Origin of the sequence: Aeromicrobium sp. SORGH_AS_0981 (genome assembly GCF_031453195.1) — a bacterium.
Classification (GTDB): Bacteria; Actinomycetota; Actinomycetes; order Propionibacteriales; family Nocardioidaceae; genus Aeromicrobium.
The window spans coordinates 2,328,142-2,340,527 of sequence record NZ_JAVIZD010000001.1; the positions used below are offsets into that span (position 1 = coordinate 2,328,142).

Annotated in this window: 11 protein-coding genes; 7 read left to right on the forward strand and 4 right to left on the reverse strand. The window is 69.2% G+C overall.

Annotation, left to right across the window (positions count from 1 at the left end):
* Window positions 1–2: 2 nt before the first annotated feature.
* The 7 genes from QE370_RS11795 to QE370_RS11825 all read left to right on the forward strand — a co-directional run bounded on the left by QE370_RS11795 (window position 3) and on the right by QE370_RS11825 (window position 7,271).
* Complete coding sequence (locus tag QE370_RS11795) at window positions 3–1,103, forward strand: glycerate kinase (protein ID WP_309634475.1); 1,101 nt, start codon at window positions 3–5, stop codon at window positions 1,101–1,103.
* Window positions 1,104–1,224: 121 nt separating this feature from the next.
* Window positions 1,225–1,602 (forward strand): iron-sulfur cluster assembly accessory protein, encoded by a 378-nt coding sequence (locus tag QE370_RS11800; RefSeq protein ID WP_067858379.1) that lies wholly within the window; start codon window positions 1,225–1,227, stop codon window positions 1,600–1,602.
* 339 nt (window positions 1,603–1,941) lie between these two features.
* Window positions 1,942–2,916, forward strand: coding sequence for a PfkB family carbohydrate kinase (locus QE370_RS11805; RefSeq protein ID WP_253025784.1), 975 nt, complete (start codon window positions 1,942–1,944; stop codon window positions 2,914–2,916).
* A 120-nt stretch (window positions 2,917–3,036) separates the two neighbouring features.
* Window positions 3,037–3,885, forward strand: a complete 849-nt coding sequence (coxB, locus tag QE370_RS11810; protein WP_309635258.1) for a cytochrome c oxidase subunit II — start codon at window positions 3,037–3,039, stop codon at window positions 3,883–3,885.
* Between the two features lie 86 nt (window positions 3,886–3,971).
* Window positions 3,972–5,642 (forward strand): cytochrome c oxidase subunit I, encoded by a 1,671-nt coding sequence (ctaD, locus tag QE370_RS11815; RefSeq protein WP_309635259.1) that lies wholly within the window; start codon window positions 3,972–3,974, stop codon window positions 5,640–5,642.
* Between the two features lie 3 nt (window positions 5,643–5,645).
* On the forward strand, window positions 5,646–6,050 hold the full coding sequence (locus QE370_RS11820) for a cytochrome c oxidase subunit 4 (RefSeq protein WP_308207072.1): 405 nt from the start codon (window positions 5,646–5,648) through the stop codon (window positions 6,048–6,050).
* A gap of 39 nt (window positions 6,051–6,089) precedes the next feature.
* Window positions 6,090–7,271, forward strand: coding sequence for an Ig-like domain-containing protein (locus tag QE370_RS11825; protein WP_309634476.1), 1,182 nt, complete (start codon window positions 6,090–6,092; stop codon window positions 7,269–7,271).
* 800 nt (window positions 7,272–8,071) lie between these two features.
* On the opposite strand, the gene QE370_RS11830 is transcribed toward QE370_RS11825, so the two are convergent.
* The 4 genes from QE370_RS11830 to QE370_RS11845 all read right to left on the reverse strand — a co-directional run bounded on the left by QE370_RS11830 (window position 8,072) and on the right by QE370_RS11845 (window position 12,341).
* Window positions 8,072–9,775: a cytochrome bc complex cytochrome b subunit gene (locus tag QE370_RS11830; RefSeq protein WP_067858368.1), complete on the reverse strand. Its 1,704-nt coding sequence runs from the start codon at window positions 9,773–9,775 to the stop codon at window positions 8,072–8,074.
* Complete coding sequence (locus tag QE370_RS11835) at window positions 9,772–10,839, reverse strand: ubiquinol-cytochrome c reductase iron-sulfur subunit (protein ID WP_253025780.1); 1,068 nt, start codon at window positions 10,837–10,839, stop codon at window positions 9,772–9,774. Before QE370_RS11835 ends, QE370_RS11830 begins: the two co-directional genes overlap by 4 nt.
* Window positions 10,840–10,844: 5 nt before the next feature.
* On the reverse strand, window positions 10,845–11,675 hold the full coding sequence (locus QE370_RS11840) for a c-type cytochrome (RefSeq protein ID WP_253025778.1): 831 nt from the start codon (window positions 11,673–11,675) through the stop codon (window positions 10,845–10,847).
* A gap of 96 nt (window positions 11,676–11,771) precedes the next feature.
* Window positions 11,772–12,341, reverse strand: coding sequence for a heme-copper oxidase subunit III (locus QE370_RS11845; protein WP_236749881.1), 570 nt, complete (start codon window positions 12,339–12,341; stop codon window positions 11,772–11,774).
* Window positions 12,342–12,386: the final 45 nt, after the last annotated feature.

A 12,386-nucleotide genomic window follows, 5' to 3' on the forward strand; every position in this document is an offset into this window, starting at 1 on the left:
CCGTGCGCGTGCTCGTGGCGCCGGACAAGTTCGCCGGCACGCTGAGCGCGCCCGAGGCGGCCCGGGCGATCGCCCGAGGGTGGGCCCGGACGTCGCCCGACGACGAGGTCGTCCGGCTCCCGATGGCCGACGGCGGACCCGGGTTCGTCGACGCCCTGCACGACGCGCTCGGCGGCCGGTTGCACGTCGTCCCCGTGCGCGGGTCGACGGGTGCCGAGGTGCCCGTGACGCTGCTCGTCGTCGACGACGTCGCCTACCTCGAGTCGGCGCAGGCCTGCGGGCTGCAGCTCGGTCCGCCGTCCGCCCGGACCGCGTCCACCTGGGGCGTGGGCGAGGCGGTGCGGGCCGCCGTCGAGCTCGGGGTGTCGAGCGTGGTCGTGGGGCTCGGCGGCAGCGCCACGAACGACGGGGGAGCCGGGTTGCTCGGTGCCCTGGGCGCGACCGCCGACCGCCCCCTCGACGCCGGCCCGGACGGCCTGCGGGGGATCACCTCCGTCGACCTTGCTGCCGCCCTGCGGGTCGTCGAGGGCGTCGACCTGGTCGCCGCGAGCGACGTGGACGTGCCGCTGCTGGGTCTCTTCGGCGCCACCAAGACGTTCGGGCCGCAGAAGGGCCTCGACGACGCGGACCTGCTGGAGGTCGACGGCCTGCTCGACACCTGGGTCGACGCCGTGTGCGGTCCCACTCCGGCGCAGCGGCGCGTGGCGGACGCCCCCGGTGCCGGCGCGGCAGGCGGTCTGGGCCTGGGGCTGCTGCTCCTCGGCGCCGACCGGCGTCCTGGCGTGGCGGTCGTGGCGGAGGCCGTCGGGCTGGACGCCGCCTGCGCGGCCGCCGACCTGGTGGTCTCCGGCGAGGGCTCCTACGACCACACCTCGCGCAGCGGCAAGGTCGTGCACGGGGTCGCCCAGGTGGCGGGACGGCACGCCCGACCGTGCCTGGCGGTCGCCGGTCGGGTCACGGTGGGAGCACGGGAGATGCGGGCCATGGGCGTCGAGTCGGCGTACGCGATGCTCGACCTGGTGGGGGAGGAGCGCTCGTTCGCGGACCCGTCGGGCGCGCTGGCCGACGTCGCCGAGCGGGTGGCGCGCACCTGGTCGCGCTGATCGGTGCCCCGCGCGTCCGCGCCCGGCGAGGGATCTCCTGAGGATCGGCGCGTACGATGGAATGGAACCGGCTTCCTCCTGGTTGTCGACCAGGAGAGCACCCGAGACCGACGGAGATGACATGAGCGTCGACAGCAGCACCACCCCCGAGACCACCGAGACCGCCGCCCCGGCCGACGGTGTGAACCTGTCCGCGAACGCTGCGGAGAAGGTGCGGAGCCTGCTCGCCCAGGAGGGTCGCGACGACCTCGCCCTGCGCATCGCGGTGCAGCCCGGCGGCTGCTCTGGCCTGCGCTACCAGCTGTTCTTCGACGAGCGCACGCTCGACGGCGACGAGGTCCGCGACTTCGACGGCGTGAACGTCGTCGTCGACCGCATGAGCCTGCCGTACCTGCACGGCGCGTCGATCGACTTCGTCGACACGATCGAGAAGCAGGGCTTCACCATCGACAACCCGATGGCGACCGGCTCCTGCGCCTGCGGCGACAGCTTCCACTGATGGAGTGACCTCGGGAGCTCTGCGATCGAGCCACCTCGCGAGCCCTGCGAGCGACGGTGGCGAGAGGTCGAGTCGTGCACGCCGAAGGCGTCGGACCGTATCGAGACCTCCAAGCGGTCCAGACCCCGCCACGAGGTGAGCAGCCGACGCTGACCGCCCAGAGTGGTCTCGATACGTCGAGGCCAGCTCGTTCCTCGCGGCCTCGCCTACTCGACCAGCGGAAACGTCCCCCCGCCCACCTGAACAGTCCTCGACGAGCGGCGCGACGCGACGTCACGCCCGACTTCCTCACACGACGGCCCCCTGCGGACGCAGGGGGCCGTCGTCTAGTCTCGTCTGGTGCATCTCGCGATCGCCGGCTCTGTGGCCACCGACCATCTGCAGGTCTTCTCGGGGAAGTTCTCGGACTCCCTGGTCCCGGACCAGCTCGACAAGCTGTCCGTCTCGTTCCTGGTGGAGGACCTCGACGTCCGCCGCGGCGGGTGCGCCGCGAACATCGCGTTCGGCCTGGCGGCGCTGGGGCTGCGGCCGACGCTGGTGGCGTCGGTGGGGCGTGACTTCGCCGACCAGGGCTACCAGCAGTGGCTGGAGGACGCGGGCGTCGACTGCTCGCGCGTGCACGTGTCGCCCGACAAGCACACGGCGCTGTGCACGATCACGACCGACGACGCGCACGCGCAGATCGTCACGTTCTACGCCGGCGCGATGGCCGACGCCCGCACGATCGACGTGCTCGAGCTCGGCGACTTCGACCTCGTCCTCATCGGCCCGGACGACCCCGAGGCGATGAACCGGCACACGGCGGCGTGCCGCGAGGCGGGGGTGCCGTTCGCGGCGGACCCGTCGCAGCAGCTGGCGTGGGCCGACGGCGACCTGATCCGCGACCTCGTCGACGGTGCGGCCTACCTCTTCAGCAACGACTACGAGTCGGCGCTCATCCAGACGAAGACCGGCTGGAGCGAGGACGAGGTGCAGGCGCACGTCGGCACGCGCGTCGTGACCCGCGGCAAGGACGGCGTGACGGTCTACCCGTCCGACGGCGCGCCGATCGAGGTCGCGGCGATCCCCGACGTCGACGCGGTCGACCCCACGGGCGTCGGCGACTCCTTCCGTGGCGGGTTCCTCGCGGGCGTGGCCGCCGGCCTGGACCTGGAGCGGTCGGCGCAGATCGGCTGCACGATCGCGGCCAGCGTCGTCGAGACGACGGGTACCCAGGAGTACACGCTGACGCGCGAGGCGTTCCTCGACCGTCTGGGCTCGGCGTACGGCGACGACGCGCGGGCCGAGGTGTCCGCCGCGCTGGACCTCGCGTGAACGTCCCCGACACGGCTCGGGGCAAGGGTGCCCTTACCTGCTCGACGAGCGACGAGTGAGGGTACTGTGAACAGGTCATCGCATGAGTGGTGTGGACAAGAAAGGCGCCTCGTGGGTCGGATGAAGCTGGCGGCTGCTGTCGTCGTCGCAGTTCTCCTGAGTGGTTGCTCGCCCGTCGCGGACCACGACATCAAGCGCCTCGCGCTTCCTGTCGCCGCCAGTGACCGGTCGCAGCCCGTGTGGGACCTGTGGCTCGGCGCCTGGATCGCCGTGCTGGTCGTGTTCGTGCTCGTCTTCGGGCTCATCGTCTACGCCTCCGTGCGCTATCGCCGTCGCAGCGACGACGAGGTGCCGACGCAGGTGCGCTACAACCTGCCGCTCGAGGCGCTGTACACGATCGCCCCGGTGATCGTCGTCGCGGTGTTCTTCTTCCACACCGTCACGAGCCAGAACGAGGTGCTCGAGAAGGTCGACAACCCCGACCACACGATCGAGGTCGTCGGCTCGAAGTGGCAGTGGGCCTTCAACTACCTCGACGAGGACGCCACGCAGGGCGAGGACGTCTACGACTTCGGCACGCCCGACCAGCCGGCCGAGCTCTGGCTGCCGAAGGGCGAGTCGGTGCGCTTCAACCTGCGCAGCCCCGACGTGATCCACTCCTTCTGGATCCCCGAGTTCTACTTCAAGATGGACGTCGTCCCCGGACGTGACAACACGTTCGACATGACGCCGACGCGCGAGGGCACGTTCACCGGACGGTGCGCCGAGCTGTGCGGGCTGTACCACTCGCGGATGATCTTCAAGGTCAACGTGGTCTCGCCCGAGGAGTACGAGGCCCACCTCCAGGACCTCGTCAGGATCGGTCAGATCGGTGCCCCCGCGGGACAGAAGGAGGCCGACGCGGTCGCCGGTCTGCGCGGCGCCGACACGGAGGACGACCAGGACGTCCAGGACGGAGCGGGTAACTGATGGCCACCACTGCGGCATTCGACGACGGTCGGGAGACCACCACCGTCCGTCGCGAGACGACGCTCGGCCAGAAGGTCGTCACGATCATGACGACCACCGATCACAAGGTGATCGGCAACATGTACCTGGCGACGTCCTTCATCTTCTTCCTGATCGGCGGCGTGCTCGCGCTGGCGATCCGCGCGAACCTCATGCAGCCCGGCTCGAACCTGCTGTCGGACGAGGCCTACAACCAGGCCTTCACGATGCACGGCACGATCATGCTGCTGATGTTCGCGACGCCGCTGTTCTTCGGCTTCGGCAACGCGATCATGCCGCTGCAGATCGGTGCGCCCGACGTCGCGTTCCCGCGCCTGAACATGTTCAGCTACTGGCTGTACCTGTTCGGCTCCACGATCGTGGTCTCCGGCCTGTTCGTGCCCGGCGGCGCGGCCAGCTTCGGCTGGTTCGCGTACGCCCCGCTGTCGGACGGCGTCAACTCGCCCGGCATCGGCGGTGACCTCTGGGTCATGGGTCTGTGGATGTCGGGTCTGGGCACGATCCTCGGTGCCGTCAACTTCATCACCACGATCTTCTGCATGCGCGTGCCCGGCATGACGATGTTCCGCATGCCGATCTTCGTGTGGAACACGCTGGTCACCAGCCTGCTGGTGCTCATCGCGTTCCCGATCTTCGCCGCCGCGCTCCTGACGCTGGCCGCGGACCGGATGCTCGGTGCGCACGTGTTCGACGCCGCGAACGGTGGCCCGATCCTGTGGCAGCACCTGTTCTGGTTCTTCGGGCACCCCGAGGTGTACATCATCGCGCTGCCGTTCTTCGGCATCATCTCCGAGATCCTGCCGGTCTTCAGCCGCAAGCCGATCTTCGGCTACGTCGGTCTCGTGGCCGCGACGCTGCTGATCGCGGCGCTCTCGGTGGCGGTGTGGGCGCACCACATGTTCGTCACGGGTGCGGTCGACCTCGCGTTCTTCAGCTTCATGACGTTCCTGATCGCGGTGCCGACCGGGGTGAAGTTCTTCAACTGGATCGGCACGATCTGGGGCGGGAGCATCTCGTTCGACACCCCCATGGTGTTCTCGCTCGGCTTCCTCGTGACCTTCCTCTTCGGTGGTCTGACGGGTGTCATCCTGGCGTCGCCGACGCTGGACTTCCCGCTCTCGGACTCCTACTTCGTCGTGGCGCACTTCCACTACGTCGTCTTCGGCACCGTGGTGTTCGCGATGTTCGCCGGCTTCTACTACTGGTGGCCGAAGCTCACCGGGCGGATGCTCGACGAGAAGCTCGGCAAGATCCACTTCTGGCTGCTGTTCATCGGCTTCCACATGACCTTCCTCGTCCAGCACTGGCTGGGTGTCGAGGGCATGCCGCGCCGCTACGCCGACTACGGCCCCAACGACGGCTTCACGACGCTGAACGAGATCTCCTCGATCGGTGCCTTCCTGCTCGGTGCCTCGACGCTGCCGTTCCTGTGGAACGTGTGGAAGTCGCGCAAGAGCCCGCTGGTCAAGCTCGACGACCCGTGGGGCTGGGGCCGCTCGCTGGAGTGGGCCACGAGCTCGCCCCCGCCGCGGCACAACTTCCACTCCCTGCCCCGGGTGCGCAGCGAGAGCCCCGCGTTCGACCTGCACCACCCGGAGATCGCCGAGCTGGAGCTGCTGCACAACCCCGACGAGGGCGGCATCTTCGCCGACGCCCCGAACACGAACGGCAAGGGTGCGGCCATCAAGGACGCCAAGCAGCAGAAGGACGGTGAGTGACCGATGAAGGGCATGAAGGCCGAGTACTGGGTCATCATCTCCTGCGGGATCTTCTTCGTCTTCATCGCGCCCGTGTACTGGGTGCTGACGGAGGACCCGACGGGCACCACGGCGCTCGTCATGACGTTCCTGCTGTGCGCGCTGCTCGGCTTCTACCTCTACGTGGTCGCCAAGCAGATCCCGGCCCGTCCGGAGGACCTCGACGACGCCGAGATCGCCGACGGCGCGGGTGAGCTGGGCTTCTTCCCGCCGTACAGCTGGTGGCCGCTCTACTGCGCCCTGGCGCTCGGGACGATCGTCCTGGGCGTCGTCGTCGGATGGTGGCTGTTCATCATCGGCGCCACCATCGGCGCGGTGACGGTCTGCGGCTGGGTGTACGAGTACTACCGGGGCGTGCACGCCCACTGACTGGTCGGTGCGTTCGTGCTCACCACGTAGAATGACGCGGTGAGCACGACGAACCGTTCCCTGCGCCTGCTGGTGGGTGCCGTCCTCCTGGTCACCCTGGGGGCCTGCACGGCCGCCCGTTCCGAGCAGCCGTCGGCGTCACCGACGCAGCAGCCGGCCACGGTGAGCGCGAACGTCGAGGACCAGGCGTCCGACGTCCCCGTCGACACGGTCGTCTCGGTCGAGGTGCAGCACGGCACCGTCACGGAGGCGTCGCTGACGTCGTCGGACGGCAAGCAGGTCGTCAAGGGCGAGGGCGGGGACGGTCGCTGGGCGGCCACGTCGCGGCTGGAGCCGGGCACCGCGTACACGCTGACCGCACAGGCGGAGGGCACCGACGGGAAGCCGGCGAAGCTGGTGCGTACCTTCACGACGCGGGCCCTGACGCTGGACCAGCAGACGTACCCGGCGGTCGCCCCGCTCGCGAACGAGACGGTGGGCGTGGGCATGCCGGTCATCGTGACGTTCGACGTGCCCGTGGAGAACAAGAAGCTGTTCGAGCAGCACATGCACGTCACCTCCACCCCGAAGGTCGAGGGTGCCTGGCACTGGATGAGCGACACGGTGGTGCACTACCGGCCGAAGGAGTTCTGGCCCGCCGGCACGAAGGTGTCGGTCGACCTCGACCTCAACAGCCTGCCCGCCGGCAACGGCGTGTACGGCCAGCAGGACCAGCACGTGCCGTTCACGGTAGGACGTCGCATCGTGTCGACGGTCGACGTCGCACGGCACACGCTGACGATGAACGTCGACGGCCGCGACGTGCGCACCATCCCGGTCTCGACCGGCAAGCCGGGCCACGAGACCCGCGGCGGCACGAAGGTCATCATGGAGAAGTTCGCGTCGGTCGACATGGACGCCGCCTCGACGGGAGTCTCGGAGTCCGACCCCGACTACTACGACATCAGCGACGTCCGGTGGGCGATGCGGGTGACGAACTCCGGCGAGTTCCTCCACGCCGCCCCCTGGTCGGTCGGCTCCCAGGGCCGGGAGAACGTGAGCCACGGCTGCGTCGGCATGAGCACCGCCGACGCCCAGTGGATCTACGACCAGTCGCGCCGCGGCGACGTGGTGAAGTTCGTCAACAGCGGCCGGTCCCTCGAGCAGAACAACGGCTGGACCGACTGGAACACCCGCTGGAGCGACTGGGTCCAGGGCTCCGCCCTCAAGCGCGCCTCTTGACCCCCTCCGGCCCGTCCGGCGGGGGAGAGGTAAGGCTCGGGCGCGCGGGCGCGTCCTGCCTGCGTGTGGGGCGGCTGAGGGCTCGTCCTGCGGCTGCGTCGGGGCGGCTTGTCGTCGACCTGCGGCTGCATTGGGGCGGCTCTGTGCTCGGGTGGGGCTGCGCTGGCGCGGCTTCGACTCGTCCTGCGCTCCGCAAGGGCCTCGACCGGGCGGCTGGCAGCGGCGGCGGCGCCGGTTCTCGGGCTGCGGGTTGGTGCTGGGTTGACGCAAGAGTCTGCGTCTGCGCGTGCCGTCGGTGGATCTGCAACCTTCTGAGCGCTCTACAGGTGGCAGATCCACCGCCGACGGGGCCAGACGTGGCAACGATGCTCCCTTCTCGTGGACCGTGCCACGAGAAGGGAGAAGCGCTGCCCACCCCACCCCCAAGTGCACCCAAGCTTCTTCCTTCGTGCGCTTGAGGCTGGACGCTTCTGCGTTGGTGACGGGATCCCGTAGCAGACGCAGAATCCTTGGCCTTCAGCACACGAACGCAGCATCGTGCGTCCACCCCGAGCGCAACCCGCGGCCCGAGACCCCAGACCAGCGCGGTCGCCAGCTGCCCGGTCGAGGCCCTTTCGGAGACCACCCCCAGCGCCAGCCGAGGCAGTGCACCAGCACGACGAGACCCCCCGCAGCAGCGCACCAGCAAGCCCAGACCCCCGAAGGCCGGCGCAGTCGCAGCCCCACCACCGGCAGGGCAGGGGAGGGGACGACGAAGGGCCCCGGAGTGCTCCGGGGCCCTTCGTCGTGCGTGCGGTCGGTCAGTGCGACTTCGGGATGCCGGTCTCCGACACGCCCTGGAAGTCCTCACCGAGGTGCACGGGGTGACCCTCGATCTCGGCCAGGTGCTCGTCGGCGTGCTCGACCTCGGCCAGCGTCGGCTTGTCGATCGCACCCTTGTAGTAGAACGAACGCACCCGGTGGCGGACCTTCGCGACCCGGCCGTGCGGCAGCGCGACGCCGTTCTCGTCCGTCTCGGCCGGAGCCTCGAGGGCCGGGAGGCGGTCGTGCGCCGTGAGGCGGTACTGCTCCGTGACCGGGAGCGGGGCGTGACGCTCCGCGTAGCTGCCGTCGGGCGAACGCTCGATGACACCGGTCTCGTAGCCGTGCAGGATCTTGTTCTGGTCGGCGCGCTGCAGACCGATGCAGATCCGTCGCGTGATGATGAACGCGATCACCGGGAACAGGAAGATGCCGATCCGGAAGATGTGCGTCAGCGCGTTGATGCTCAGGTGGAACTGCGTGGCGATGATGTCGTTGCCGCCGGCAGCCCAGCCGACACCGTAGAACGTCATGCCGGCGACACCGAGACCCGTGCGGGTCGGGGCGTTGCGCGGACGCTCCAGCAGGTGGTGCTCACGCTGGTCGCCGGTCACCCAGCGCTCCACGAACGGCCACAGGGCGAGGACCGTGAACAGCAGGCCCAGTCCGCCGACACCCGGGATGAAGACGTTCCAGCTCCAGGTGTGGCCGAGGAAGGTGCTCTCCCAGTTCGGCATGATGCGCACGAGACCCTCGGAGAAGCCCATGTACCAGTCGGGCTGCGAGCCGGCCGTGACCTCCGACGGGTTGTACGGACCGTACGCCCACACCGGGTTGATCTGCACCAGCGCGCCCATGAGGGCGGTGAAGCCGAAGACGACGAAGAAGAAGCCGCCGGCCTTGGCCGCGTACACGGGGAGCATCGGGTAGCCGACCACGTTGTCGTTCGTGCGTCCGGCGCCCGGCCACTGCGTGTGCTTGTGGTAGACGAGCAGCAGCATGTGCGCGGCGATCAGCCCGAGCAGCAGCGCGGGGATCAGCAGGATGTGCGCCATGTACAGGCGGGGGATGATCTCCTCGCCCGGGAACTCGCCGCCGAAGATGAAGAACTCCAGGTAGGAGCCGACGAGCGGGATCGAGCGGATGAGACCGTCGACGAAGCGCAGGCCCGTGCCCGACAGCAGGTCGTCGGGGAGCGAGTAGCCCGCGAAGCCCTCGACCATGCCGAGCGCCAGCAGGCCGACGCCGATGAGCCAGTTGATCTCACGCGGCTTGCGGTACGCGCCCGTGAAGAAGATGCGCAGCATGTGGGCGAGCATCGCGCCGACGAACAGCGCTGCGGCCCAGTGGTGGATCTGCCGCATGAGCAGACCGCCGCGGATGTCGAAGGAGATGTGCAGCGTCGAGGCGTAGGCCTGCGACATCTCCAGCCCACGGAACGGGGCGTAGGAGCCGTCGTAGACGACCTCGGACATGCTCGGCTGGAACCAGAACGTCAGGAAGACGCCGGTGAGCAGCAGCACGACGAAGCTCCACAGGGCGATCTCGCCCAGCATGAACGACCAGTGCTCCGGGAAGACCTTGCGCAGGTTCTTCTTCGCCACCCCGGCCAGTCCGAGGCGGTCGTCGAGCCAGCCGACGGGACCAGCGGCCTTCTTGCCGAAGCCCGTGTCCTCGACCGGCGTGTAGGTGTCAGTGCTCATGACTCACCATCCAGTCTCTTCTGGTCGCGCGCAAGCTCGGGATAGCTGGGCGCCACGATCTCGGGGAAGTCGCTCATCGCGATGATGTAGCCCTCGGAGTCCACGCCGAGCGGCAGCTGCGGCAGCGGACGGTGGGCGGGGCCGAAGATGACCTTGCCGTTGTCGGCGAGGTCGAACGTCGACTGGTGGCAGGGGCAGAGCAGGTGGTGCGTCTGCTGCTCCCACAGCGAGATCGGGCAGCCGACGTGCGTGCAGATCTTGGAGTAGCAGAGGATGCCGTCGATGCCCCAGTTCTCGCGACCCTCGGAGGGCGTGATGTCCTCCGGGCGCATGCGCACGACGATGATGGCGGCCTTCGACTTGGCCGCGAGGAGCTCGTGGCCGTGGACCTCGGCCTCCTCCTCGCCCTCGGCGGGGAAGAAGACGGCCGGCTCGGCGTTGATGAGCTGACCGACCTCGATCTCCTCGGGGCGGATGGGCAGGCCCGAGACGTCGTTGACGACGCGCATGCCCTTCTTCCAGACGGTCTCGTCCTGGCCGTGGGGGAGCGGGCCGAGGTCGCGCAGCAGCACGACCGACGGGACCGCGAGCGCGCCCACGGAGAGGAAGAGGCTGTTGCGGATGAGCGGACGACGCCCGACGCCCGACTCCTGCAGGCCGGCGTTGATGTCGGCCATGACGGCCTCGCGGTCCTCGGCGGAGGAGCGGGCCGGGTGACGCATCTCGACCATCTCGTGGTCGCCCATGAGCTTCTTGGCCCACTGGATGATCCCGACGCCGATCAGCAGCAGACCGCCGCCGAGCGTCGCGCCGAGCGCGAAGTTCGACGCGGACCAGTTGAGGAACGTCTGGTCGGAGTCGATCGCGAAGTAGGAGACCGCGAACAGCACGAACAGCAGCGCCGCGACCGTGAACATGCCGGAGATCTGACGCTCGGCGCGGCGCTCCTGCGCCGGGTCGACGTCGGTGGGCCGCCACTGGTGCGGCTGCAGGCCCGGGTCCTGCACCGGCTCGGTGCGGACGGGGGTGCTGCTGCTGTCGTGGGACTGGATCTCGTCACTCATCTCGTTCAGGCCTTCTTCTTCTTCGATCGCGCTCCGTGGGCACCGATCCAGATCGCGAAGCCGATCAGACCGCCGATGCCGAGGACCCAGACGAACACGCCGTCGACGACCGGGCCGAGGCCGCCGCCGCCGATGCCGCCGTAGTTCGGCTGCTCCTGGACGCGCTTGATGTAGGCGATGACGTTGCGCTTGTCCTCAGGGGTGATGAGGTCGTCGTTGAAGACCGGCATCTGCTGCGGCCCGGTGACCATGGCCTCGTAGATGTGCTTGGCGCTGACGCCCTTGAGCGTCGGGGCGTAGCGGCCGTTCGGCAGCGCGCCGCCGGCGCCGACGGAGTTGTGGCAGGCGGTGCAGTTGGTGCGGAAGAACTCGCCGCCCTCGCGCAGGCCCTCGACGTCGACGTCCTGGTAGTTGAGGTACTCCTCGGCCGGGATGGCCGGCCCGGGGGCCAGCGACGCGATGTACGCGGACAGCTGGCGCGTCTCCTCGGCGTCGTACTCAGGTGCCTTGCGCGGCGCCTGCGGGGCGCTCTGCGCCATCGGCATGCGGCCGGTGCCGACCTGGAAGTCGACGGCGGCGGCGCCGACGCCGATCAGCGACGGCCCGTAGTTGCCGCCGTCCTTGGTCGTGATGCCCTCGGCGTTCTGCCCGTGGCAGCTGGCGCAGCCGATGAGGAAGAGCTCGCGCCCCGCCTCGACGTCGCGTGCCGTGTACTGCTCCGCCTGTGCGGGCTTCGGGGCGAGCGCGGACCAGAGCCCGGCCGCGGCCACGAGACCGAGCACCAGGACGACGAGTCCGGCGAGGGGGTGACGGCGGCGGGTCGACAGAGTGCGCACCGAGAACCTCATTCCTGTCAGGGGTAACCAGCGTACCTAGCGTTCTGCCAGGTCCGCAGGCTTAGGTTGGCCTAACGCCGAGCCGTGCGGCAGGCGTCAGCGGATCAGGTAGATGGTCGCGAACAGGGCGACCCAGACGATGTCGACGAAGTGCCAGTAGTACGACACGACGATCGCGGAGATGGCCTGCTCGTGCGTGAAGCGGCGGGCGACGAACGTGCGGCCGATCACCAGCAGGAAGGCCAGCAGACCGCCGACGACGTGGATGCCGTGGAAGCCGGTGGCGAGGTAGAAGAGGGAGCCGTAGGCCGAGGACGGGATGGTCACGCCCTCGTGGACCAGCTCGGCGTACTCGAACGCCTGGCCGCCGATGAAGATCGCACCCATGACGTAGGTGAGGACGAACCACTCGCGCATGCCCCACTTGCGGAACTGCAGCAGGGTCCCCGTGCGTCCGGGACGGCCGCGCTCGGCCGCGAAGACGCCGAACTGGCAGGTCAGCGACGACAGCACGAGGATCGAGGTGTTGACGGCTGCGAACGGCACGTTCAGCAGCTGCGTCTCCTGGTCCCAGAGCGCCGGCGTGACGTTCTTGACGGTGAAGTACGCGGCGAAGAGGCCGGCGAAGAACATCAGCTCGCTCGAGAGCCAGACGATCGTGCCCACCGTCACCATGGAGGGACGTCCCTCGGTGCCGTGGAGTCGGGACGC